Raw genomic sequence first — 26,125 nt, forward strand, 5'->3', positions numbered from 1 at the left:
GCTATAAGGCGACACTATCCCACAAACCTTTATGTAACGATTGTGTGTTATTCCATTGTTGTTTAACCAACCAATCAATTAAAGGCGCGGGATCGCTGGGGTAATTTATTTGCTTGTTTTGCGGCGCGCTATTCCAATCATCAAGGGCTTGTGGGTTTAAATAGTTCATAACATGCGCCATGCCCATGGCAAATAAAGTTTGTGCATTTGCTGCTTGCTCAAACTGACCATCTAAAGGCTTTAATAGTAACTTTTTACCTAACTTAAGCGCTTCACTGGCAAGCTCAAATCCCGCGTTACCAATAACACCACTTGTGTTTGCTAAGTCGTTTAAAAAGCCAGAACGTGAAGGGGCTCGTAAATGTATATGTCCAAAAGACTGATTGCTGGCATTTGGGTGATAGCAATAAAATTCTTTTTCGGGAAAGTCTTTTAAATAATCAACAACGCTATCTAAGTTTTCGAAAGGTAAATATACCAATACCTTGTTCATTACTGCTACAGGGTTGTCGTGATTATGATGAGCAATAAAAGGCGGTATTATATTATTTGCAAATGGTTGCCAGTGCACGCCTAAGTAGGTAGTCGCTGGTGCATAATGCTTGATAAGTGATTTTCTCAGGACGCCACGACCAAACATAGGTACGTTATCTGACAAAAATGCTGCTTGGTGACTAATGCCAATAACGGGTATACCTGCCCGTTTTGCAGCCCATGCTGTGACTGGCTCAAAGTCATTAAGTACAAAATCGTACTGTTTTATCTCAAGCGATTTTATATCACTCACCAACTTACAAATTCGCATGTTTTTAAGTGTTTTTAAATTTTTAACTTGCCCATTTTCAGTGCTAAACGATAAACCACGATACGCTTTATAATCTGAGAATTCGTGCATATCAAAGTAATCTTTATTTGCGCGCCCTGAAAACACATAATCAACATCAATACCGAGCTTATTAAAGCAGCTTGCCATAACCCGAGCGCGCGTTATATGACCATTACCGGTACCTTGTACTCCATACAATATTTTCATGCAGGCACCACAAGTGCTAACGCAAATAAACCACAAAAACTACCAATCGTTGCGCCTATTATAATATCAGCAGGAAAGTGCACACCCAATACCACACGAGACATAGCAACGCCGGTAGCCCAACTAAATAGTAGTAACGCATATTCTGGAAAAAAATGGCTTAATATAATTGCCACTAAAAAGGCAGCTGCACTGTGACCCGATGGTAAACTAAATTTATCGCTTGGTACTATATAGGCATTTGTTACTAAGCAGTCGCATGGACGGATCCGAGCAAATCTATTTTTAGCTAGTAGGTAAATAGGTCTTTCTATAGCAAAACCAATTAATATAGTAACAGGCAATAATTGATGCTGTTCATTATTACTAAGCCACCACACTGCTAAGCATATTAATATATAAAGCTCACCATCACCGCTTTTAGACAAACCAAAGGCCATTGTTTTAAACCACCTCGGTAAATTGCAATTAAACAAAGTTAAAAATAATTGCTCATCTATCTGAGTTACCTTTTTAAGCATATTATTATTCATCACCATCCCTCATTGCATAACATATGAACACCGATTTAGCTTATGTGTTGTAAATAACAATTGAGTGACGCTTTTAATACACTATTATTGCGATTAATGATTTAGCGCTTGTTTTGCCTAAATTTACTGCGATTAAGTCGTTGTTATTGCTTATAAGGAGGGTATACTGAGATATAAATTAATGTACCTTTTGAGGATAAAATAATGGATTACAGCACTTCTGATTTATGCGACCACTTTGCTGACGTGGTTGACGTGCTAGAGCCAATGTTCATCAACTTTGGTGGTCGACACAGCTTTGGTGGCCGCATTAAAACGGTTAAATGTTTTGAAAATAATGAACTGATCCGCGAATTACTTTCTCAAGACGGTACAGACTTAGTGCTTCTTATTGACGGTGGTGGCTCAACTCGCCGTGCACTTATTGATATTGAATTGGCCGAACTTGCACTTGAAAATAACTGGAATGGTATTGTTGTTTACGGCGCAGTACGCCACGTTGATGAGCTTGAAGAACTTGATTTAGGCATTCAAGCAATTGCTTCTATCCCTGTTGCAGCTGACAGTGAAGGTGCTGGCGAGGATGCTATAGGCGTTAACTTTGCCGGTGTATCATTTTTTGATGATGACTTTATTTATGCCGATAGTACTGGCATTGTTTTATCTGCAGAAGAATTAGAATTGGAAGTTGTAGAAGTATAACGTGACCTCCCATTTAAAAGTATATGATGAAAGCGCGGTTAGAGCACTTTGCTCTAACCGCGTAAATGAAAAAAAAGCATGGCAATCAATGGCCTTGCTAGACACTCAAGTAAACCTGCAACAAGCACTTATTGACGCAGCTCAATTTGGCATTCGCTACGTACTTCTTGGTATTTGCGAAGATATTGGCCCAAAAGCCAATTTAGGAAATGGCGGTGCAAACGAAGCATGGCCTGCTTTTTTAAAACGTTTTTTAAACCAACCTCATAATCAATTTATTGCCACTCAAAAAGTACTTTTATTGGGTGAAGTAAATACTGATGATTTAATGGCGCAAAGCAACCAACTTAATAATCAGCAAGCCCAGCAGTTAACTCAATTACGAGATTTATGCCAACAACTTGATGAACGCGTAGAGTCAGTATTAAGCCTTATTTTTAAAGCAGGGCTTGAGCCAATCGTCATTGGCGGAGGTCACAATAATTGCTTAGGTATTATTCGCGCGCTAAGTAAGTCAAAAAACACGCCTGTTAATACTATCAATTTTGACCCTCATGCCGATTTTAGAGAATGTGAAGGTCGCCATAGTGGTAATGGCTTTCGCTACGCGTATAACGAGCAACATCTAAGTAATTACCATGTTATTGGCTTACATGAATTAAAAAACAATCAAGCAATTATAGATGCAATGAGTGAAGCTAACTTTAAATTTGATAGCTATCAATCTATACAAGTTAAGCGAAAAATTACACTAACGCAGGCAATTGAAAGTGCACTAAGTAATTTTAATGATTTACCGCTGGGTGTTGAAGTTGATTTAGATAGTATTACTTATATGCCAGTTAGTGCGTATACATATTGCGGATTTAGTGTGAGTGACACTGAGCACTTTGTGCATTTAGCTGCAAGCCATCGCTACTCTAAGTACTTACACTTATGTGAAGCAGCGCCTAGCCAGCACCCTAACGGAGTTGAGGCCGGATCTGCCCATGTAGGGCAAGTGATTAGTGCACTTGTAAATAGCTACCTACAAGCCAAAGAAAACACTTAACGTTGTTGAACCGATCGCCACTCTTTTAGCCAGCTCATTAAACCGATACTACTTAGCGGATGACCAAAGTAATAACCTTGTGCAGCATAACCTTTTAAGCTTTTTACAAACTTAAGTTGTTCAAGTGTTTCTACTCCTTCAAAAATTACTTTTGTTTTTTGTTGGCTATGCATATCAACCATTCCACCAACTAAACTGCGTATATTGTTTTGATTACTAAAGTCAGCGGTAAGTGAAGGTGAAACCTTAATATACTCAACCGCTAAACTTGGTAACTTAGAAAGTAGTACTGGATTATCACCAAGTCCATCCACACATACTTTTAAGCCTATGTTATTAAGTCTTGCGATCATGCCTCGGCCTTTGTCATCTAAACCAGCAAAAATATGTAAAGGGCATTCAACAATTAAGTCTCCCGCCTCTAAGTGATGTTCATTTATAACAACATCAACAAATTCAACAAACTCTTCATTTAGCATTTCAGGGCCAAATACGTTAATGCTAAGCGGTATAGAAATACCTTCTACTCTAAGCGCCATTGCAAGCTCAGCGGCTCTCTCCATTACAAATTTAGCAAGCGGGTAACCAAGCCCTGCTATTCTTATGTCGTCAATAAAACGATTAGCAGATAAAATTCCTTGCTTAGGGTGCTGCCAACGCAGTAGTAATTCTAAAAACTCAATTTGACCGTTTTCGTTACAAATTATAGGTTGAAAATAGAGTTCTAATTCGCTCGAAAAATCAATATTTGCCAATTCTTTTAGTCGCGCTTGTTGCTCTCGCAGTTCAATCATCATTTGTTGATGATAAGGCACAACCTTGCGATTTGGATGGCTATCGAGTGCTAGGTATGCGTACGATATTAAATTATCAAAGTTATTGTCTTGCTCATTACAATCAACATAGCTCGCCCTCGCTTTTACCTCTACAGTGCAGTTAGCAACATTAAATGGCTTAAGCGTTGCACCCAGTATTTGTTCAATAACCAACTCATGCAAATGTTTTTGATTCGCAAAACTACAAATAAATGCAAAGTTAAGGCCCCCTAAGTGGGCTAGCTTTTCTTGCCCAACTAAAGTCACTATTTCGTCACTTGAAAGCAGTTCTTTTATTCGATTAGCCGATTGTGCTAACAGTATATCGCCAAAGTCACGTCCAATGTGCTGGTTAACTTGTTCAAATCCTTCAAGACGAATAACGATTAACGCTGCACTTACTTGCTTATTGTCGCACCATGCATAGTAACCTTGACGTAACTGTTTTCTATCTGCAAAAACCGAAAGCGGAGACTCTTCAATAAATGCATCACCTGTAGGTTCTGGCTCTATCACTACTTCTATTTCAGCGCTTTCATCATTTAAAAAACCAACAATAGCTAATAATAATATCGCTAACACAACCCAAAATAACGGAACTTCCAATAATAAATGAGCTGAAAATAGAACAACAAATAAAAGACCAGCCATTGAGCTGGTAATAATCATGCTCCAATTATTTCGCTCGAAGGCTTGCCATAAATGAAAACAAAATCCAAAGGCAAGTAAAATGGCAAGCCAAGCTGCGCCCGTACTCAAAATAGCCAAACCAACAGCTGCTGTGCATAAATAGCTAAATTTAATACTGGCATTTTTAACGGCAAATAAAGTGGCAATCATCGCCATCAATAGTGCACCACTAAAAAAAATTGGGAAATTACTGTCGGTTAGTATGTTCAAATTAACGGCATCCGTATTCGCTAAAAAAGTTTAAACCAGGTTATATGTGGGTAAAAATAATACAAATTAGTTAATTCTACCCAAAATCCATAAATTTAACAGTTTATTTACGCCAAATTGGTAACTTAATTGTGATGGATGACTTATTTGCCAATGCGCAATATCAGCTCTTGCACCAACCTTTAAAATACCACGGTCGTCTAACCCTAGTGCTTTAGCAGCATTGCGAGTAACACCTGCCAATGCTTGCTCGGGTGTTAATCTAAACAATGTGCATGCCATATTCATCATCAAGTGCACTGAGCACAGCGGTGAAGTGCCAGGATTAAAATCACTCGCAATAGCTATAGGTACTTTATATTGATTAAGTAACTCAATAGGTGGGAATTTAGTTTCTCTTAAAAAATAAAATGCACCGGGCAATAACACCGCGACCGTCCCAGCGTTTGCCATGGCTTTTACACCCTCTTCATCGAGATGCTCAATATGATCTGCCGAAAGGCCATTGAACTGCGCCACCAGCTCAGCACCATGTTGATTAGATAACTGCTCAGCATGGCATTTTACTGGGAGGTTATGCTTTTTAGCCGCCTCAAAAACACGTTTGGTTTGCGAATAACTAAAGCCTACATTTTCACAAAATACATCGACTGCATCAGCAAGATTATTAGCCACTACCTGATCAAGCATGTCAGTACATACCAAATCAATATATTCATCAGCACGGCCTTTGTATTCAGGCGGTAGAGCATGCGCCCCTAAAAAAGTAGTTTTAATATCAATAGGATGATGCTCACCTAATAAACGAGCTACTTCTAATATTTTTATCTCGTTTTCAGTATCTAGCCCATAGCCTGACTTTATTTCAACAGTGGTTACACCTTCTTTTAACAACGTATTTAAGCGATCTTTTGCATCAACAAATAATTGCTCACAGTCGGCTGCTCTCGTCGCTTTAACCGTACTTGCTATGCCACCGCCTTGTGCCGCAATTTGCTCATAACTTACACCCTGCAAGCGCTGCTCAAACTCTTGCGACCTTGAACCTGCAAACACTAGATGCGTATGACAATCTATTAAGCCCGGCGTTAACCACTGCCCTTTTATACTCAATGTCGGCGTTGCAAACACATCAAAACTGGGCAACGTTGCTTGCTCTCCAATCCACGCAATTTTACCATTTTTAATAGCTATAGCAGCATTTTCGATTGCGCCATAAGGGGCATTTATATTGCTATCCATAGTGGCAATATTGGCATCAGTTAAAAGTAAGTCGATTTCTTCTAACTCATAATTTTTTGTTGTGCTTTGCATTTTACAGCCCTTTTTACGCCGAGAGTGATGAAAATATAGTCTAACAACCCACCTTGTATATACAAGGCAATTGTGTCATCTTATTTATATAGTTTATTTTTAATGTAACCATAAATTTAATGACGACACCTAAATTTGCGCAAATAAAACAATTCATTGTTGATAAAATTCGCAGCGGTACGTGGCAAGAAAACCAACGTGTTCCCTCTGAAAACGAACTAAGTAGTCAATTTAGTGTCAGCAGAATGACAGCCCGCCGAGCACTAAGCGAGTTAACCGAGGCAGGTATTTTAACCCGCAGCCAAGGGTTAGGTACATTTGTAGCCACATTTAAATCGCAGTCATCGTTACTCGAAATAAAAAACATTGCTGATGAAGTAAAAGAACGTAACGGCAACTACACCTGTAGTGTACTTATACTTGAATCAATAAATGCAGTCGCACCTATTGCCATTGCGCTTGGTGTTGAGATTGACAGTGTTGTATATCGAAGTGTACTCGTTCATAACGAAAACGACAGCCCCTTGCAGCTAGAAGAGCGTTTTGTAAACCCTGCGCTTGCGGCTGGTTACTTACAACAAGACTTTAGCACGCTTACACCTCATGAGTATCTATCTAGTGTTGCACCACTTACCCAAGCGAGGCATACCGTAGAGGCTATTATGCCAAACAGCGAAATGTGCCAATGGTTAAATTTATATAACGAAGAGCCATGCTTACAAGTTATTCGACGCACATGGTCTATTAACGGCATTGTAAGCTTTGCGCGCCTTGTATCACCAGGCAGTAAATATCGCTTAGGTGGACACTTAACATTTAAAAAATAACAAACAATAGCGCTTACTGCGCTTTTTTTATAACAAATCACCTTGTATATACAACAGGAGCAAAACATGAACAACCGACTCGACACAAGTCGCGTAATACGTGCACCTCATGGCGATAAAATAAGTGCTAAAAGCTGGCAAACTGAAGCTGCTAAGCGCATGCTAATGAATAATCTAGACCCTGAAGTTGCAGAACATCCTCATGCACTTGTTGTATATGGTGGTATTGGCCGAGCAGCTCGTGATTGGCCAAGTTATGACAAAATTATAGAAACCCTCGATAGACTCGAAAACGACGAAACTCTGCTTGTACAATCAGGAAAACCCGTTGGTGTATTTAAAACCCACAGTAATGCCCCTCGTGTACTTATTGCCAACTCAAACCTTGTTCCACACTGGGCGAATTGGGAGCACTTTAACGAGCTCGATAAAAAAGGCTTGATGATGTACGGACAAATGACAGCGGGTTCTTGGATTTATATTGGCTCGCAAGGCATTGTACAAGGCACTTACGAGACCTTTATAGCCATGGCAAAGCAACATTTTTCAGGCAGTGCTAAAGGCAAGTGGGTATTAACGGGTGGCCTTGGTGGTATGGGCGGTGCGCAACCACTTGCCGCTACAATGGCAGGGTTTAGTGCGCTAGTTGTTGAATGTGATGAAAGCCGTATCGATTTTCGTATAAAAACAGGTTACGTTGATGTAAAAGCAACGAACCTTGAACACGCACTGCAATTAATAACCGACGCGTGCATAAAAGGTGAAGCCCTATCAGTTGGCTTACTTGGTAACGCTGCCGATGTATTTAGTACACTGGTTAAAACAGGTATTACACCTGATGTAGTCACAGATCAAACATCAGCTCACGATCCATTAAATGGTTACTTACCACAAAACTGGACAATGGAGCACGCAGCAAAAATGCGTGAGCAAGATCCAAAAGCGGTAGTAAAAGCTGCTAAACAATCAATGGCAGTCCAAGTTAGAGCCATGCTGGCGCTGCAAAAAGCGGGTGCCGCCACTACTGATTACGGAAATAATATTCGTCAAATGGCGTTTGATGAAGGTGTTACCAACGCGTTTGATTTTCCTGGATTTGTACCCGCCTATATTCGCCCTTTATTTTGTGAAGGTATTGGACCATTTAGATGGGTAGCATTATCGGGCGATCCAGAAGATATTTATAAAACCGATGCAAAAGTAAAAGAGCTTATTCCTGATGATGCACATTTGCATAACTGGCTTGATATGGCGCGTGAACGCATTCAATTTCAAGGGCTACCTGCACGTATTTGTTGGGTAGGTTTAAAAGATAGAGCACGCCTTGCATTGGCCTTTAACGAAATGGTTAAAAATGGCGAACTTAAAGCCCCTATCGTTATTGGTCGCGATCACCTCGACTCTGGCTCAGTTGCCAGCCCTAACCGCGAAACAGAAAGTATGAAAGATGGCTCTGATGCGGTATCGGATTGGCCATTACTCAATGCACTGCTTAATACAGCAAGTGGCGCTACTTGGGTGTCCCTTCATCATGGCGGCGGTGTAGGTATGGGCTTTAGTCAGCACTCTGGTGTGGTTATTGTTGCCGATGGTACAAATGAAGCTAAAGAGTGTATTGCTCGCGTACTTTGGAACGACCCTGCAACGGGTGTAATGCGCCATGCTGATGCTGGATACGACATAGCAAAGAACTGCGCTAAAGAACAAAATTTAGACCTACCAATGTTAGACAAGGAATAATCATGTTCGAACTTACTCTCACTCCAGGCTCACTTAATTTAAACACGCTAAGAAAAATTAATAATTCACCAGTAAAGTTAAGCCTTGTACAGCATGCTGAATCACAAATAGCTGCCAGCGCACAAACCGTTCAAAACGTTATTAATGAGCACCGCACTGTATACGGGATTAACACCGGCTTTGGGTTATTAGCTAATACCAAAATAGCCGACGACGAACTTGAATTATTACAGCGCTCCATTGTGCTTTCACACGCTGCGGGCATTGGCGAATACATGGATGACAGCACAGTAAGGTTAATGATCACCTTAAAAGTAAACTCGCTTTCGCGCGGCTACTCGGGTATTCGCCTGCAAGTAATCCAATTTTTTATGCAGCTGCTTAGTAGCGAAGTATATCCGTGCGTGCCTAAAAAGGGCTCCGTGGGGGCATCGGGGGATTTAGCCCCTCTTGCGCATATGTGCCTACCTTTATTAGCTGAAGGTCAAATGCGACATAAAGGAAAAATAATTAGTGCAGCACAAGGGTTAAAAATAGCGGGGCTTGAACCTCTTACCCTTGCAGCTAAAGAAGGCTTAGCATTATTAAATGGCACACAAGCGTCAACTGCGTTTGCACTACAAGGCCTATTTAGAAGCGAGAACTTATATGCACAAAGCTGCGTTATCGGCTCGATAAGCATAGAAGCTGCAATGGGCAGTCGCGCGCCATTTGATGCACGTATTCATGATATTCGTGGTCAGCGCGGACAAATAGACACCGCTCAAGTATTTAGAGAGCTACTCGATACGCACTCTCAAATTAGTGATTCCCACGTCAATTGTGAAAAAGTACAAGATCCATACTGCCTTCGCTGCCAACCTCAAGTGCTAGGTGCTTGCCTAACTCAGATACGCCAAGCCGCAGAAGTGTTGCTATGCGAGTCAAACGGTGTAACCGATAATCCGCTAGTTTTTGCCGATGTAGGCGACATCATTTCTGGAGGGAATTTTCATGCAGAACCCGTTGCAATGGCTGCCGATAACCTCGCTATTGCGATTGCCGAAATTGGTGCTTTAGCAGAAAGACGAATTGCATTACTTATTGACTCAAACCTATCTAAGTTACCGCCATTTTTGGTTGAAAACGGCGGGGTAAATTCAGGTTTTATGATTGCTCAAGTAACCGCTGCTGCGCTTGCGTCAGAAAACAAATCATTAGCACATCCGGCTTCGGTCGATAGCTTGCCTACATCTGCAAATCAAGAAGATCATGTATCTATGGCAACCTTTGCAGCAAGGCGCTTAGATGAAATGGCCAATAATACCCAAGGTGTTTTGGCAATAGAATGGTTAGCATCGGTTCAAGGGCTAGAATTTAGAAAGCCGCTTGAACCATCAAATAAAGTGCAAAGCGCTAAAGCGTTATTACGCGAGCATGTGAGTTATTATGATAAAGACCGCTACTTTGCTCCCGATATCGAAGCTGCTAATACATTACTAAGTGAAGGTAAGCTATGCGACTTCATAGAGAGCAGTCCCCTGCCTTCAGCATATTAAATACCATATTGGTAAGTAAAGCCTAGCGCTTCAATAGCTGAGCCAATAACTTTGCGCTCAGCTTTATCATCACTGGTAAAGCGTGGTAACTCGCCACCATGTTCTGCACACTTCACTGCGTAGTATTCAGCTTTTGTCGGGTGCGCAGGATTAACAACATTATAAATATTTTGCCCTACTTGCCAGTGCTCTATCACCGCAAAGATAGCATTAATTACATCTTGTTGGTGCACCATATTTACTACTTGCTCACTTGATGTATTAAGCTCTTTGCCTGCCACAAAACGACCAGGTTCTCTATTAGGCCCTAGTAATCCAGCTAAACGCAGCACTTTCCCGTCTTGCTCAAGTACTTGCTCTTCTGCCTCATAGAGCTTTATTTGGCGCTCGTTTGTGCATGAAATATCGCAACTTTCGCTATATACACCAGGCTCTTGATCGTATACCCCGGTTGACGAGCATAATAAAAAGCCCTTTGCGTTTAACTCCTTTGAAAGCTTAAGCGCTGCGGTGAGTGTTTCAGGATAATTACTTTCACTGTGCCTGCTACGTGGTGGAATAGCACATACCCAATAAGCATTTTGTAAATCAACTTGATGTCTTAATTGCCCATCTTCAAGTGTAAACTGACGCTCAAAGTCAAACTCGTGTATATCTGTTCTATGCGTTCCTTGTACTTGCCAATCAGCTTTTTGCGCACTTACGCATAACGCATGTCCTAACCAACCTGCACCTAATACTACTAATTTATTACTTTTATTTGTCATTTTTGTATAAGCCTTTATTTTAAACGCATAATTAGTTCTTTCTATCTAACTTTATAGAGATTTTAAGTAAGATATGATTAGATATAATTTCATAAATAATAAAAATATGCGTACTCATGCTAAATAATTTATCATTACGGAAGAAAATATTATTATTGATTGGTGGAACAATTACCGTTTTACTAATTATTGCCTCAACATTTTTTGTTAAACACATTGCCAACCTCTCTAGAGAAAACATAGAAAATGAAGCGCAAAGTTATCTACAGACCGAGCAACTTTCAATGCAAAGTTACTTTGCGATGTACGGAAAAATGGTATCAACCTTTGTTAATAACCCACATTTAATCAACTTTTTTGAAAATTGGGATACTCGCGATCAAGCACTTGAAAGCGCCCCTGGCTACAACGAAGTAAACCAAGACTTTGTCCGTTTAAGCTCAAATGACGAAAACATTTTATCGGCCTTTTTTGCCTCAGCAACCACCGGTGAATACTTTAAAGAAAATGAACGTACAAGTCACTACAACGGCCAGCCTTATTACGCCTACAAGCGTGGTTGGTGGCAAGAAGCCATGCAAGTTAACAAACTTTACGTAGGTCCAATCTCTGTTGATTTAACCACAGGCGTAGCATCCGCAGTAGTACAACAACCTGTTTATAACGCACAGCGTAAACTCATTGGTATGGGCGGTGTTGATTTACAACTAAACAAAATTAACGACATGGTCGAAAATATTCGCTTTAACGGCCAAGGTTATGGATTTTTACTCGATGGAAATCAAAAAGTAGTTCACTTTTCAAAAGCCACAGGACACAAACTTTCAATTACAGATGAAGGTGCAAACGGTAAAGAAGGACTCGATGCGCTTGAGCAACAGTTTACAGATACAGCAGGCTTTAAAGAATTAAATACACAAATGCGAAATAACCTTAAAGGCAGCCAAATGGTTACTTTTAAAGGTGAGCAGTTTTATGTGGTTTACCATCGTCTGCAGCTAGAGCAGCCTTATATAGATTGGTATGTAGGTCTACTTATTCCTACTAGCATGATTGAAGAGCCCGTAAATGCCGCAGTAACCGCAACAACAACTGCAGTAGTTATTATCTTAATTATTATATTAGCCATGATTTTATGGGCTACCCATATGATTTCAAAACCCATCACAACACTTACGCACATTATGCGTGATATAGCATCGGGCGAAGGCGACCTTACTCAAAAAATTGATATTAATAGTCAAGATGAAGTGGGACAGCTGGCCAATCATATGAACACTTTTATTGATAAGTTACGCGCCATGATGCTAGAAACCGCAGCGCAAGCAGAACAGCTAAGTAATGCAGCAGCTCAGCTAAGACATGTTTCTGAGCAAACTAATTCTGAAATTCAGCAAGAGAAGCAGCAAGTTGATAGCGTCAGCGCTGCGGTAACTGAAATGGCGACTACTGTGCTTGAAATATCACGTAATGCACAACATACAAATAACGCAGCTGAAGAAGTTCAGGCAATTACAGCTGAAGGTGCAAGCCGTTCTACACAGGCGCAAAAAGTAATGACTGAGCTGGCGTTGCATATTGGCGAAGCATCTAAAGTGGTAGCAGGCCTTGAACAAGAAAGTAATAACATTGGTGCGCTAGTCGACGTAATTAATTCAATTGCCGATCAAACCAACTTACTTGCACTGAATGCGGCTATAGAGGCAGCTCGTGCCGGTGAACACGGTCGAGGCTTTGCCGTTGTTGCTGATGAAGTACGCTCACTAGCAAGTCGCACACAAGAATCAACAGACGATATTCGTAATATGATTTCGCGCTTGCAGCAAATAGCTCAACAGGCCTCAGTGATGATGCAACAAGGACAAGATCAAACCGAGGGCTCAGTACTGCAAACTAAAGAAGTACTTAGCTCACTTCACAATATTGCGCAGTCGGTCACTAAAGTACAAGACCAAAGTCATCAAATAGCCACGTCAACTGAGGAGCAAACAGTCGTTGCTGAAGATATTAATACGAGCCTTTCGGCAATTAATAACTTAGTGAACAGTACCGCTGACCATGCGCACACCCTCGCTGACGAAGCTCGTGACTTAAGTGATTTAGCTGCAGCACTTAACAAAACGGTTAACCAATTTAAATTATAAAACACTCATTTAATAGCTGTGTTTAAGCGTCAAACTTAAGCGCAGCTATAACCCTTGTTTTTAATTTATTTAGCACCATATCTTTACAGTTCGCTACTATTTTTACTGTAATTGAGTAATACAAAGTTATTTTTACGAACCAGATCAAATTTTTCGATTTTATACACAGATCTTTTTATTGAGATAGTTTGTTGTTTGGCAGAGTCTGGTATAGTAGCGCACGTAATAAACAGTGCTTTTTGAGCGGTTTAATACAATATTGCTAATTAATATGTTCTAAGTGTTATTTAAAAGCACATATTAATTACCAATTGTTAAAAATGGGTTAGCCGATACTCGGCTGACAAAGAATACATTGTAACGGTTTTATCATGATATCTAATTTATTTACCAAGCTTTTTGGTAGTCGCAATGACCGCACTATTAAAAACTTAAGAAAGACGGTCGCGCTAATCAATGCGCTAGAAACGCAACTTGAAGCGCTTTCTGATGAAGATTTAAGAGCTAAAACAGCTGAGTTTAGAGAACGTTACGATAACGGACAAGGCCTTGACGATATCCTACCTGAAGCTTTTGCTGTGGTACGTGAAGCGTCAAAGCGTGTAAATGGCATGCGTCATTTCGACGTGCAGTTATTAGGTGGTATGGTTTTACATCAAGGTCGCATTGCAGAAATGCGTACCGGTGAAGGTAAAACACTAACAGCTACCCTACCAGCTTATTTAAACGGCTTAACAGGCAAAGGTGTTCACGTAATTACTGTGAATGACTACCTTGCTAAACGTGATGCTGAAACCAACCGTGCGTTATTTGAATTTTTAGGCCTTACTGTAGGCTGTAACGTACCGGGTATGATGCCACAGCAGAAGAAGCTAGCTTATACTGCTGACATTACGTACGGTACAAATAACGAATTTGGTTTTGACTACCTTCGCGATAATATGGCTTTTAGCATTGATGAACGTGTTCAGCGTCCATTATTTTATGCCGTAGTCGATGAAGTGGATTCAATCTTAATTGATGAAGCGCGTACTCCGCTTATTATTTCAGGCCCAGCTGAGGACAGCTCTGAGCTATACACTGAAATAAATACCATCGTTCCTTTACTTGAACTTCAAGAAAAAGAAGACGAAGAAGGTGTTGAAGGCGACGGCGATTACACTATTGATGAAAAGTCTAAGCAAGTTCATTTAACAGAACGTGGTCAAATTAAAGTAGAAGAGCTACTTACTGAACGCGGCTTAATTGAAGAAGGCGATTCGCTTTACTCAGCAGCAAGCATTACGCTACTAAGTCACGTTTATGCGGCCCTTCGTGCCCACAAGCTATACCAAAAAGATGTTGATTACGTAGTAAAAGAAAACGAAGTAATCATTATCGATGAGCATACTGGTCGTTCAATGGAAGGTCGTCGTTGGTCAGAAGGTTTACACCAAGCTGTTGAAGCTAAAGAAGGTGTAAATATTCAGAACGAAAACCAAACACTTGCATCTATTACGTTCCAAAACTACTTCCGTTTATACGAAACATTAGCAGGTATGACAGGTACTGCCGATACTGAAGCTTTTGAGTTTCAATCTATCTACGGCCTAGATACTGTTGTTATGCCAACTAATAAGCCAATGGTTCGTGATGATCGCGCCGACTTAGTTTACCTAACGCAAGAAGAAAAATACGAAGCAATTTTAATTGACATTAAAGACTGTCAAGACCGCGGACAACCGGTACTTGTAGGTACTATTTCAATTGAAAGCTCTGAGTATTTATCACAGTTTTTACGCAAAGAAAAAATTAAGCACAACGTACTTAATGCCAAATTTCATGCGCAAGAAGCAGATATCGTTTCAGATGCTGGCCTACCAGGTACAGTAACAATTGCAACCAACATGGCCGGTCGTGGTACCGATATCGTGTTAGGTGGTAACTGGAACAGTGAAGTTGAAAAACTTGAAAACCCAACTGCTGAGCAAATTGCTGAAATTAAAGCAGCTTGGAAAATTCGCCATGATGCGGTAATTGATGCTGGCGGTTTACATATCATTGGTACTGAACGTCACGAATCTCGTCGTATAGATAACCAATTACGTGGTCGTTCTGGTCGTCAAGGTGACGCCGGTTCTAGCCGTTTCTACCTATCGATGGACGATGCACTAATGCGTATCTTCGCTGGTGAACGCATGACTAACATGATGCGTAAACTAGGTATGCAACGCGGTGAAGCAATTGAACATCCATGGGTAAACCGTGCGATTGAAAATGCACAGCGTAAAGTAGAAGCACGTAACTTTGATGTTCGTAAGCAATTGCTTGAGTACGATGATGTAGCAAACGATCAACGTCGCGTTGTTTACTCTCAACGTAATGAGCTACTTGAAGAAGGCGATATTTCAGAGACTATCACAGCAATTCGTGGTGATGTTCTTGCTAGTGTAATTGATCAGTACATTGCACCGCAAAGCCTTGCTGAAATGTGGGATATTCCTGGCCTTGAAGAGCGTTTAAAACAAGACTTCTTACTTGAGTTGCCAATCACTCAATGGTTAGCAGATGACAATAAACTATACGAAGAAAAACTTCGTGAGCGTATTGAGCAGGCGGTTGAGCAGTCATACAAGCAAAAAGAAGAGCAAGTTGGCGATTCTGTTTTACGTCAATTCGAAAAAGCGATTATGCTACAAAGTCTTGATCAGCATTGGAAAGATCACCTTGCTGCTATGGATCACTTACGTCAAGGTATTCATTTACGTGGTTACGCGCAAAAGAATCCTAAGCAAGAGTATAAGCGTGAATCGTTTGAGCTGTTTTCTGAAATGCTTGAAAACTTGAAAGTAGATGTTGTAAGCATCCTAAGTAAAGTACAAGTACGCGCAGAAGAAGATGTTGAAAAAGTAGAAGAGCAACACCGTAAAAGTGAAAATGCTCCTCGCGAATACCAACATGAAGAAGCTGAGCAAGTAGGTGGCGAAGCGCCAGCACCAGAAACAGCTACTGTAATGGCTCGTACAGAACCAAAAGTAGGTCGTAATGACCCTTGTCCTTGTAAATCAGGTCAAAAATTCAAACAATGTTGCGGTAAATTAAAATAGCCCAATATTGTTATTAGCTTATTAAAAAGCGGCGCTAGCGTCGCTTTTTTTTATGGAGTTTTAAAGTAATGACTATAGAAATTGTACATGTAGCTGTTGGTGTTATTAAGAAAAATAACGCTATATTCATTTGTAAACGTGCAGATGAACAACATCAAGGCGGTTTATGGGAATTTCCTGGTGGCAAAGTAGAAGCAGGTGAAAGTGTTTTTGTTGCACTTAAACGCGAGCTTATTGAAGAAGTTGGATTAACAATTCACAGCTCTAGTCAACTTATGGTGATTGAACATGACTACGGCGATAAGTGCGTTAAATTAGATGTACACGTAGTGAGTAACTTTAGCGGTGAAGCACATGGCGCTGAAGGACAACCTAGTGAATGGGTAGCAATTAGTGAATTAGAAAATTATGATTTTCCTGAAGCTAATGCTGAAATTATCGAGAAAATAGTAGCCCGATACGCATAACAAAATAGGTACAAGTGAGCGCAATGAACATCTCAATACAAAATAAGCTAAGCGAACAATTAGCATTAAATCCTGAGTTAACTCAAGTTAGTGTGATTGGTAGCGGCCATATAAATAGTACATGGCTACTTACGTGTATTGATAAACAGTTTATTGTGCAAAAACTTAATACTGAGGTATTTAAATACCCTGCTCAGTTAGTAAGTAATGCAAAACTAATTGAGCAGCATTTAAATGCTAAACAACTGCAAAATAATTACCCCCTTGAAACAGTTAAGCATATAGCCATACAAAACAACGAACACTTAATAGAAATTGATAGCGCGCATTATCGCGTCCTCAACTATATTAGTGACAGTTACAGCGAAGACGTTGTTAAAAATGCGCAACAGAGCGAGCAAGCGGCTTACGCCTTTGGCGTATTTGCTCATGCATTACAAGATTTTGATACACAACAACTACATACTGTAATTCCTGATTTTCATAACTTAGCGATGCGCTTTGAGCAATTAAATACCGCAATCACAAATAACTCTGTAAATAGAGTAAAGCACTGCGCTGACGAAATAGAATATTGCTTATCACAGCAGCATTTAATTACTGAGCTTAGTAATATAGCTAAGCAGATACCGCTTAGAGTGTGTCATAACGATACAAAAATAAATAATATGCTGTTTTGTAGTGCAACTCACAAAGCAAAAGCAGTGATTGATTTAGATACCTGCATGGCGGGATTTAGGCTTTATGATTTTGGCGACATGGTACGCACTTTCTGCTCCCCCGAAGCCGAGGATTCAACAAACTTACACAACGTTATTATTCGAAAAGATATATTTTCAGCCATTGTTAAAGGCTATGTAACGCCATTAAAAAGTAGCATGAGTACAAAAGAGCAAGAAAGCCTGCTGCTAGGCGCTAAAATAATGCCGCTCATGTTAAGTGTGCGCTTTTTAACTGATTACTTAAATAATGATGTGTACTTTAAAGTGGCTCATCCAGAGCATAATTTAGAGCGAGCACAAAGCCAACTCGCGCTTTATAAAAACATACTCAGTAACGAAAAATGGATGCTCCAGTGCTTAATGAGCTAGCATTAATGAACAAATTCAAGATACAAAAAAACCAGTAAGCTAAAAACTTACTGGTTTTTTGTTATTTATATGCAATTACCAGATTTTTACGCGATCTTCTGGTTTGATATACATTTTATCACCTTCTTTTACGTCAAACGCTTCGTAAAACTCAGGCATATTCGACAAGATACCGATTACACGGTAGTGACTTGGTGAATGAGGGTCTGTTAATAAACGATTACGTAACTCTTCATCGCGATAGTTACGACGCCAAATTTGTGACCAACCCATAAAGAAGCGTTGATCGCCTGTGTAACCATCAATCACTGGTGATTTTTTATCACCTAAAGACAGCATATACGCTTTATGCGCAACCGTTAAGCCACCTAAGTCACCAATGTTTTCGCCAAGCGTTAGCTCGCCATTAACACTTGCATCTTCAAACGGTTTATATTCGTTATACTGTGCAACTAAAGCCGCTGTACGCTCTTCAAATTGCTTAAGGTCAGTTTCACTCCACCAGTTACGTAAGTTGCCATCACCGTCGTATTTAGCACCTTGGTCGTCAAAACCATGACCAAGCTCATGCCCAATTACTGCACCAATTGCGCCGTAGTTTACAGCATCATCCGCTTCTAAATTAAAGAATGGCGGTTGTAAAATAGCTGCTGGAAATACAATTTCGTTGTTTACTGGATTGTAATACGCATTTACTGTTTGCGGAGTCATGTGCCACTCAGAGCGATCAACTGGTTTACCCAATTTAGCAATCATGTCTGCGTATGCCCATTCGCTATAACGAATGTAGTTACCTACTAGCTCATCTGAGTTGATATCTAGCTCTGAGTAATCTTTCCACGTGTCTGGGTAACCAATTTTAGGCGTAAATTTGTCTAGTTTTTCTTTCGCTGCAAGCTTTGTTTCAGGGCTCATCCACTCAAGATTTTCGATAGCAACACCGTAACCTTTAATTACGTTATCAACTAATTCTTCCATGCGTGCTTTAGCTTCTGGCGGGAAGTTATCTTTAACGTATACCTTACCTAAAATTTCACCAAGTACACTGTTAGATGCATCAACCGCTTGCTTCCAAAGAGGTGCTTGTTCTTCTACGCCACGAAGTGTTGTGCTGTAAAAGTCAAAGTTAAGGTTAACTAAATCTTCACTAAGTAGCTCTGCATAACCACTTACAAAATGAAATTTTAAGTAGTTTTTCCACGTCGCTAAATCAGTGTCTTTGTAAATAGTAGCAAGTGCTTCTAAATAGCTAGGTTGGCGTACAATAATGTCACTTGCACTCACGCCAGCATCTTTAAAGAATGCAGCTAAATCAAGGTCACCCATCAGCTTGCTTGCATCTGCTACTGTCATCTTGTTATAAGATTTAGTTGCATCACGGCTTTGCACACGGCTCCACTGAGCATCAGCTAGTGTTTTTTCAAATGCAAGTACGCTCTTAGCAGCTTCTGCTGCATTTTTAACGCCTGACTTTGCTAAAACATCAGTGATGTATTGCTCGTAAGAAGCGCGAATTTTAGTGAATTTTTCGTCATCTTTTAAGTAATAGTCACGATCTGGTAAACCAAGACCCGACTGAGATAAATACAATGCATACTCGCTTGAGTTTTTAGCATCGTTATTTACAAACCAACCAAACGGTAAAGTACCGCCTTGTTTTTGAATTTTAGCCATTAAACCCACTAAATCAGCTTTAGATTTAACGCTATCAATTGTATCTAATGACGGTTGTAATGGCGTAATACCTAGCTCATTACGCGCATCTTTATTCATATAGCTTTTATAAAATGCACCAATTTTATACTCATCACTGCCTTTTTTAGCGGCTTTGTTTGCGGCTGCACTTTCAAGGGCTATTTTCATCGCTTTTTGCGACTCATCATATAACTGCGAAAAAGAACCGTAGTTAGATTTATCACCTGGTATTTCAGTTTTAGCTAACCACTGACCATTTACATGGTAGTAAAAATCGTCTTGTGCGCGTACTGAACTATCCATATTAGCTAATTCAATACCAAGCTCTAGTGGTTTTTCAGCGGGTGCTGTTACTACTGGAGTGTCGGTTACTTTAGTTTCTTGTTGTTTTTCACCACAACCTACCAAGCCAAGCGCAAGTGCGATACTTGCAGCAGCCATTGTTACTTTATTCATAATTATTCCGTTTGTTAGTTAGAATTGAATCATACCAATCTGCTTATATATGGGGTCTATTTAACGTTAAGAAAATTACGCTAGAACCAGGCAAAGGTTTTTGTATCTAGTTGCTCTAAATAAAAAATTTTTAACAACGTTATAGTGCAATTTAATTCGTTAAATTGATCAAAGACTTATGCAGGTTGGTATCACATACCAACTCCATTAAATTCTTGAATATAGCAGGAGTAAAAATAGCACTGCCTACACGCTTTTACTTAATGGAATGGGTATCAAAGAGCTTTCGATCAATATAAAGCCCACGCAGTATCATAAACCTCATTAAGCCAACAATAAAATGGAATATGTAACAAAGTATTTTGAATGCGGTGAGCTGCCAAATTAGCCCCACCAATAACAAGATGGTGGGTAGTTAAGACTTACTTTTATTTTTTCCGTGAAGCGCTAAACGCTCTAGTTTTTCTTTTAAAGAAGGGGGTGCAGAAGATGCTATCGCGTTTAAGTAATCAGCTGTTTGCTCACTCATTTTACGTGAGTTGGTAACTGCAGGACTGCCCGACTTATTCGCTGTACTTAATCTCTGAGTTGCTTGAGGATTTGCAGTTATTTTTATTTGCCCGAGCTCTGCCATTCCGGCAGCTCTAAAATGTGAAAGCATATCCATTTTTAAATAATTAAGCCTAAGCGCGATAGGTGCAGATACCGCCTCTATCATTAGCGTGCCGTCTCGGTAATTACTGACTCGGCATTTATCACCCAACTTAGGACCCAAAAAATCTTTTAATAGGGTTTGCTGTGTATCAAGTGCTTGGCTTTTGCCTGCATAAGCTGATAAACGATTATTTAACCCCGCCATAATATCGGTTAGCGGTTTTGGTGCATATCTATCTTTAGCCATTTTACACCTTGTAAAAGCTCACTTAGACCCAGAGATAATACTCTAGGTCTAAGTATACACTGCGTATTAATACTACGCGCCGGCTATTTGCATTTGCTCTATTAATACTGAGCCAGTTTGAATACCACCACGGCGTTCTATGTCACCACCAATAGCAGATATGCCTTTAAACATATCTTTTAAATTACCAGCAATGGTAATTTCGCTTACAGGATATTGGATTTCACCATTTTCAACCCAAAAACCAGCAGCACCACGAGAGTAATCACCCGTTACGGTATTTACGCCCTGCCCCATTAGCTCTGTAACTAATAAGCCGGTGCCCATCGTTTTTAATAGTGCAGTTAAATCGTTATGAGTTTGCTCAACAAGCCAGTTATGTATACCGCCAGCATGCCCTGTTGGGGTCATATTCATTTTACGCGCGGCATAACTTGCTAATAAATAAGTTTGTAGCTCGCCGCCTTGAATAATTTCTCTATCGAATGTTTTAACACCTTCGCTATCAAACGGTGATGATGCCAACCCTTTTAAAATATGTGGGCGCTCAGCAATATTTACACAATTACTAAATACTTGTGTGCCTAAGCTATCAAGTAAAAAACTTGATTTACGATAAAGTGCGCCACCACCAATTGCCGACACTAAGTGACCAAACAATGAATTTGCAATATCGGCTCTAAAAATAACAGGCACTTTCATTGTGCCTAACTTTTGGCTATTTAATTTAGCTAATGTTTCAGCTGCTGCTTCAAGCCCAACTGCCGCTGCGTCATTTAAACCCGCTTGATCGCGTGCAACAGTATAAGCAGAGTCGCGTTGCATGTGTTCGCCATCTTGACCTATTACCATAGTGCTAATGCTATGACGAGTACGTGGAAAACCGGTTATCAAACCATGGCTGTTACCATAAACACGTAGCCCCTGATGCGATGAAAAGCTCGCACCATCTGAGTTAACAATACGCTCATCTGCATTTAATGCAGCTTGCTCAGCAGCATGACAAAGCTCAATACCTTCCTCAGGGCTTACATCCCAAGGATGATATAAATCTAAATCTTTAGGATTAAATTCAAGCAATTCTTTATCAGCAACGCCGTTAAATGGGTCATCCGATGTAAATTTGGCTATATCAATCGCTTTTTCGACTACCGTGCGCAATGTTTTTGGATTTAAATCAGCTGTCGATGCTGAGCCTTTATTATTACCAACATATACACTAATGCCTAAGCCGCCGTCTTGGTTAAACTCAATGGTTTCTACTTCACCCATTCGTGTACTAACCGATAAACCAGACGTGCTAGACATGGCAGCTTCTGCAGCTGTAGCGCCTAATTTTTTAGCATGTTCGAGTACTTCTGCTACCGCATCTTTAACTTGCGATATTTGAGAATAAATTGGATCGTTTTGTTGGCTTTTCATAAATTAAGTCCTGAGCCTTAGAGGCATAATGCACGCATTTCTTATATTTAAATGCTAACACACTCAATGCATCACATCAGCTAATATTCCTAAGTATCATATTCATGTATAATGGCAAAAGTTATTTTTATTTAAGAGCACCCCATGGCAAAGAAAAAAGGCAAGCCTGCTGAAATTGAAGAAGAAATTGAATATGTATCAAGAACGGAGCTTAAACGCGAAGCGCAAGAGTTTCATCAGTTAGGTACTGAAATTGCCAAAATGGGTAAAAAACAGCGCGAACGCCTGCCATTAAATGACGATTTAAAAGCGGCAATGGTTGTTGCTGATAAAATAAGTAATAAAAGTGACGCGTACCGCCGTCACTTAAACTACATCGCTAAAACGTTGCGTACTGTAGAAAACATTGACGCTATTAGAGCGATTATCGATGTAATGCTTAATAAAAATAACCAAGCTGAAGTATTGGTCAAAAAAATTGAGCAATTACGTTCAGACCTAATTGAACAAGGTGATGACCTTATCAATGAGACTATTGAACAGTTTCCGTCTCTTGATCGTCAGCAAATGCGTCAATTGGTTCGTAATGCGGCAAAAGAAGCGAAAGCTGAAAAGCCGGGTAAAGGTTATAAAGAGTTATTTCAATATCTCAAAGATGCCCATACCGTTACGTATTAATTAGACCGCATTAATTGATATTTTATTAAAAAAGGTGCTTCGGCACCTTTTTTGTTACAGATCAAACCGCCTCACTGCGTACTTTTTTATAATCACTCCCTAAATAAATACTTAGGTGCGCGTGATGATTAAACTTCCACAATGGGATCAAACCCTAATAAACAAATATAATGTGTCTGGCCCGCGTTATACCTCGTATCCCACAGCTCTATCACTGCGTGATGGATATCAACAACAAGACCTACTAAGCGCTGTAGAATCGTCAACGAGTCGTTCACTTTCTCTATATATTCATATCCCGTTTTGTAGCCAGCTTTGCTACTACTGTGGTTGTAATAAAATAATTACCCGCCATCAATCTAAGGCAGATACGTACCTCGACTTTTTAGCAAAAGAAATTACTGCCCAAGCTCATTTATTTAAAAACTACACGGTTGAGCAATTACATTTAGGTGGCGGTACTCCCACCTTTTTAACCGCAAAACAAATGACTCGTCTAATTAAGCTTTTAGAGCAGCACTTTAATTTTACAAGCACAACAGAGCGCGGCATTGAAATAGACCCACGCTCACTTGCCGATAATATGCTTGTTGATTTAAGAATGCTTGGCTTTAACCGTGTCTCATTTGGGATTCAAGACTTTAACGACGACGTGCAACTTGCTGTTAATCGCCCGCAAAATGCAGATACGGTTAAGCAATTAATTACACAAGCTCGCGAGCTGGGATTTCAATCTATTAATACAGATATGATTTACGGGCTTCCTCTGCAAACGCCAGAGAGCTTTAAGCAAACTATAGAGCAACTTATTGAGTTAAGCCCTGACCGAGTATCGGTGTTTAACTACGCGCATTTACCAGAGCGCTTTGCCGCACAGCGTAAGATTAAAGATGCAGATTTACCCAGTGCACATAACAAACTCACTATGTTTAAAAACACGCTGGAGCAGATGACGCAAGCAGGCTATCAATTTATTGGTATGGACCACTTTGCAAAAACCGATAACGAACTAGCTATTGCGCAAAATGAAGGCAAGTTACATCGTAATTTTCAAGGTTATACAACCCATGGAAATTGTGATTTATTAGGCTTAGGCGTGTCATCAATTTCGCAAATTGGCACTGCTATTTTACAAAATCAAAAAGAATTAAAACATTATTACCACAGCGTAGAAACACAAAGCGGCTGCGCACTTAATAAAGGTATGCACTTAACACATGATGATGTAATTCGTGCTGATGCAATTAAGCAACTCATTTGCCAGTTTGAATTAGATATACAAGACTTTAGCGAAAAGCATGCGCTTATATTTAATGACTACTTTGAGGATGCGTTAATTGCGCTCGCGCCACTTATAAAAGATGAACTAGTCACTATAATTAATAATAGAATTAGCGTAACACCACGCGGCAACTTATTCATTCGTATTATTTGCATGTGCTTTGACGCTCATTTACAAAAACAAATAAATGCGACGCGTTTTTCACGAGTGATTTAGCAGATCACTAATTTATTGCAATTAGTATGAAAATTTTTACGCATAAAAAAAGCAGACCAAGGTCTGCTTTTTTTGAGTACTCGATAAATTAAAGCTAATTAAAAACCACTTTATCGCTGCCAGGAGCGGCTTTAAACTCGATGATAATTTTAGCGCAATCGACTTTAACTTCATCTTTAAGTGTTTCTTCAGCTTGCCAACGAGCCTTATCTAGCTTGAAAATCTCTTTTTTAGCATATTTTTTACGTGCATCGTGTGTCGGCATTTCTTTAACTACCTGGTACATTTTATAAATGCCAGGATATTGTGTCGTTAAATCACGCTCGCTCTCAAAGCCATATTGAGACATAAGTACCCAAATACGTAAACAGCCTTCAGAAAACTCACACTGCTCTTCATTCATTGCACGCGCAATTAAATGAATACTATCGGCTAGTTTGGCATTTCGCTTTAAACGCGACTTCTCAAGCTTTTGCTTTTGTTCAGCCTGCGTTTTAGCAATTAACTTTTTTTGCGCATTTAACTTATACAGCAACTGACCCGCATAAAATGCCAGACCAACTATTATAGCAGCGCCTAAAAGTAAGGCTAAAATTACCGCGGTACTCATTATTTATCCTTACTATTTGTCGTCTTCATCTAACCATTCGTTGGCTAAATCGTCAGATAAGTATTGATCGAAATCAGAATTGCCTTTGCTTTCAATATCATCGTCAAGGTCATCTTCAAATTCGTCTTCATCCTCGTCTTCAATACCAAGAATTTCACATAACGCCTGATGGCGAGCAATACGGCTATTAAAGTACTTAGCATCTTTACCAGTTAGCATTTCACCTTCTTCATGACGCTCTACTAATTTAAGTAAACGCTCGTCATTCTCAAGTGCTTCTAGCTCTTGTTCAGGTGTAAATTCAGGCTCGATTACCTTTTTCAGCTCAATAGTTGGCTTTAAGTTGCGTTTCATTTCAACTTTAGGTTCAGGCGCAGTTGCAATTAATGGTACCGGCTTTTTACTGCCTACACGCTTATCTTTAGGCGCGTGACCACCATTATGGCTTTCGCTATCTAGTAAATCTGGCGCGTTACGAGAACCTGGCTTAGCGCCTTTGGTTTTTTTAACTCGCTGCTCTTTTAATGCGCGCATTTCTTTAAGCTTATCTTGGCTTAAACGAACAGGTCCGTTTGCTGGGCTTTTGCGTGACTTTTTAGTTCTACTCATATCTTGATCATCTCACTTAAGAGGTTTTGAGCGAAGCGCAAATTAATGGGCATCGCAGTGCTGGCCTAGCCAGAAGAATTCAGTTTGCGCTTAGAGGTTGGGTCTCTCATTTAAAAGCGCCTTAGCTAATTAATCGCTAATTTTAAACGGTGGGTATTGTAACAGGACAAATAAAAAGGCGGTAGAGAAAACATCTCTACCGCCTGCTAATCTGAGCGCCATTATCTGGACACTTCTCCCTTCGACTT

The 26,125-nt window shown here is 40.0% G+C and carries 21 protein-coding genes; 11 read left to right on the plus strand and 10 right to left on the minus strand.

Annotated features, from left to right (window positions below):
* Position 1 precedes the first annotated feature (1 nt).
* Together L659_RS0105730 and L659_RS0105735 are read right to left on the minus strand one after the other, a co-directional pair.
* Positions 2-1,033, minus strand: a complete 1,032-nt coding sequence (locus tag L659_RS0105730; RefSeq protein ID WP_002958362.1) for an MJ1255/VC2487 family glycosyltransferase — start codon at positions 1,031-1,033, stop codon at positions 2-4.
* On the minus strand, positions 1,030-1,569 hold the full coding sequence (locus L659_RS0105735; RefSeq protein ID WP_024589896.1) for a phosphatase PAP2 family protein: 540 nt from the start codon (positions 1,567-1,569) through the stop codon (positions 1,030-1,032). The genes L659_RS0105730 and L659_RS0105735 overlap by 4 nt, the downstream gene beginning before the upstream one ends.
* Positions 1,570-1,770: 201 nt before the next feature.
* Here L659_RS0105735 and rraA point away from each other — a divergent pair, with 201 nt between their 5' ends.
* Together rraA and L659_RS0105745 are read left to right on the plus strand one after the other, a co-directional pair.
* On the plus strand, positions 1,771-2,268 hold the full coding sequence (gene rraA / locus L659_RS0105740) for a ribonuclease E activity regulator RraA (protein ID WP_002959955.1): 498 nt from the start codon (positions 1,771-1,773) through the stop codon (positions 2,266-2,268).
* A 1-nt stretch (position 2,269) separates the two neighbouring features.
* Positions 2,270-3,319: a formimidoylglutamase gene (locus L659_RS0105745; protein ID WP_024589897.1), complete on the plus strand. Its 1,050-nt coding sequence runs from the start codon at positions 2,270-2,272 to the stop codon at positions 3,317-3,319.
* On the opposite strand, the gene L659_RS0105750 is transcribed toward L659_RS0105745, so the two are convergent.
* Entirely contained in the window at positions 3,316-4,980 is a 1,665-nt protein-coding gene (locus L659_RS0105750) for a bifunctional diguanylate cyclase/phosphodiesterase (RefSeq protein WP_024589898.1), read from the minus strand. The two genes, L659_RS0105745 and L659_RS0105750, sit on opposite strands and share 4 nt — an antisense overlap.
* Before the next feature lie 120 nt (positions 4,981-5,100).
* Positions 5,101-6,348 carry an imidazolonepropionase gene (hutI, locus tag L659_RS0105755; RefSeq protein WP_024589899.1) on the minus strand — a complete coding sequence of 416 codons (1,248 nt, stop codon included), beginning with the start codon at positions 6,346-6,348 and terminating at the stop codon, positions 5,101-5,103.
* A gap of 119 nt (positions 6,349-6,467) precedes the next feature.
* Here hutI and hutC point away from each other — a divergent pair, with 119 nt between their 5' ends.
* From hutC to hutH, 3 genes are all read left to right on the plus strand, one after another.
* Entirely contained in the window at positions 6,468-7,175 is a 708-nt protein-coding gene (hutC, locus tag L659_RS0105760; RefSeq protein ID WP_007582045.1) for a histidine utilization repressor, read from the plus strand.
* Between the two features lie 66 nt (positions 7,176-7,241).
* Positions 7,242-8,915 (plus strand): urocanate hydratase, encoded by a 1,674-nt coding sequence (gene hutU / locus L659_RS0105765; protein WP_024589900.1) that lies wholly within the window; start codon positions 7,242-7,244, stop codon positions 8,913-8,915.
* 2 nt (positions 8,916-8,917) lie between these two features.
* The gene (gene hutH, locus L659_RS0105770; protein ID WP_024589901.1) at positions 8,918-10,453 is read left to right on the plus strand and encodes a histidine ammonia-lyase; all 1,536 of its coding nucleotides are present in this window, start codon (positions 8,918-8,920) and stop codon (positions 10,451-10,453) included.
* Here the strand turns inward: hutH and L659_RS0105775 are convergent.
* On the minus strand, positions 10,450-11,220 hold the full coding sequence (locus tag L659_RS0105775) for an NADP-binding protein (RefSeq protein WP_008137681.1): 771 nt from the start codon (positions 11,218-11,220) through the stop codon (positions 10,450-10,452). The two genes, hutH and L659_RS0105775, sit on opposite strands and share 4 nt — an antisense overlap.
* A 116-nt stretch (positions 11,221-11,336) precedes the next feature.
* Here L659_RS0105775 and L659_RS0105780 point away from each other — a divergent pair, with 116 nt between their 5' ends.
* The 4 genes from L659_RS0105780 to L659_RS0105795 all read left to right on the plus strand — a co-directional run bounded on the left by L659_RS0105780 (position 11,337) and on the right by L659_RS0105795 (position 18,008).
* Positions 11,337-13,364, plus strand: a complete 2,028-nt coding sequence (locus L659_RS0105780) for a methyl-accepting chemotaxis protein (protein WP_024589902.1) — start codon at positions 11,337-11,339, stop codon at positions 13,362-13,364.
* Positions 13,365-13,735: 371 nt separating this feature from the next.
* Entirely contained in the window at positions 13,736-16,450 is a 2,715-nt protein-coding gene (gene secA / locus L659_RS0105785; RefSeq protein ID WP_007582061.1) for a preprotein translocase subunit SecA, read from the plus strand.
* A 68-nt stretch (positions 16,451-16,518) separates the two neighbouring features.
* Positions 16,519-16,917, plus strand: coding sequence for an 8-oxo-dGTP diphosphatase MutT (gene mutT, locus L659_RS0105790; RefSeq protein WP_007582062.1), 399 nt, complete (start codon positions 16,519-16,521; stop codon positions 16,915-16,917).
* 23 nt (positions 16,918-16,940) lie between these two features.
* Positions 16,941-18,008, plus strand: a complete 1,068-nt coding sequence (locus L659_RS0105795; RefSeq protein ID WP_024589903.1) for a phosphotransferase enzyme family protein — start codon at positions 16,941-16,943, stop codon at positions 18,006-18,008.
* Between the two features lie 75 nt (positions 18,009-18,083).
* Here L659_RS0105795 and L659_RS0105800 read toward each other — a convergent pair whose 3' ends face one another.
* The 3 genes from L659_RS0105800 to pmbA all read right to left on the minus strand — a co-directional run bounded on the left by L659_RS0105800 (position 18,084) and on the right by pmbA (position 22,482).
* Entirely contained in the window at positions 18,084-20,159 is a 2,076-nt protein-coding gene (locus tag L659_RS0105800) for a M13 family metallopeptidase (RefSeq protein WP_010553817.1), read from the minus strand.
* A gap of 415 nt (positions 20,160-20,574) precedes the next feature.
* Positions 20,575-21,060, minus strand: a complete 486-nt coding sequence (locus tag L659_RS0105805) for a DUF721 domain-containing protein (RefSeq protein ID WP_024589904.1) — start codon at positions 21,058-21,060, stop codon at positions 20,575-20,577.
* A 72-nt stretch (positions 21,061-21,132) separates the two neighbouring features.
* Positions 21,133-22,482: a metalloprotease PmbA gene (gene pmbA, locus L659_RS0105810; RefSeq protein ID WP_024589905.1), complete on the minus strand. Its 1,350-nt coding sequence runs from the start codon at positions 22,480-22,482 to the stop codon at positions 21,133-21,135.
* Between the two features lie 144 nt (positions 22,483-22,626).
* Here pmbA and yjgA point away from each other — a divergent pair, with 144 nt between their 5' ends.
* Both yjgA and hemN read left to right on the plus strand, forming a co-directional pair.
* The gene (gene yjgA / locus L659_RS0105815; protein WP_007582068.1) at positions 22,627-23,160 is read left to right on the plus strand and encodes a ribosome biogenesis factor YjgA; all 534 of its coding nucleotides are present in this window, start codon (positions 22,627-22,629) and stop codon (positions 23,158-23,160) included.
* Between the two features lie 124 nt (positions 23,161-23,284).
* On the plus strand, positions 23,285-24,658 hold the full coding sequence (gene hemN, locus L659_RS0105820) for an oxygen-independent coproporphyrinogen III oxidase (RefSeq protein WP_024589906.1): 1,374 nt from the start codon (positions 23,285-23,287) through the stop codon (positions 24,656-24,658).
* A gap of 94 nt (positions 24,659-24,752) precedes the next feature.
* On the opposite strand, the gene L659_RS0105825 is transcribed toward hemN, so the two are convergent.
* Positions 24,753-25,268, minus strand: coding sequence for a DUF2489 domain-containing protein (locus tag L659_RS0105825; protein WP_024589907.1), 516 nt, complete (start codon positions 25,266-25,268; stop codon positions 24,753-24,755).
* Positions 25,269-25,280: 12 nt separating this feature from the next.
* Positions 25,281-25,877 carry a Der GTPase-activating protein YihI gene (gene yihI / locus L659_RS0105830; RefSeq protein ID WP_024589908.1) on the minus strand — a complete coding sequence of 199 codons (597 nt, stop codon included), beginning with the start codon at positions 25,875-25,877 and terminating at the stop codon, positions 25,281-25,283.
* Positions 25,878-26,125: the final 248 nt, after the last annotated feature.

Source organism: Pseudoalteromonas sp. S8-8, assembly GCF_000497875.1.
Taxonomy (GTDB): domain Bacteria; phylum Pseudomonadota; class Gammaproteobacteria; order Enterobacterales; family Alteromonadaceae; genus Pseudoalteromonas; species Pseudoalteromonas arctica.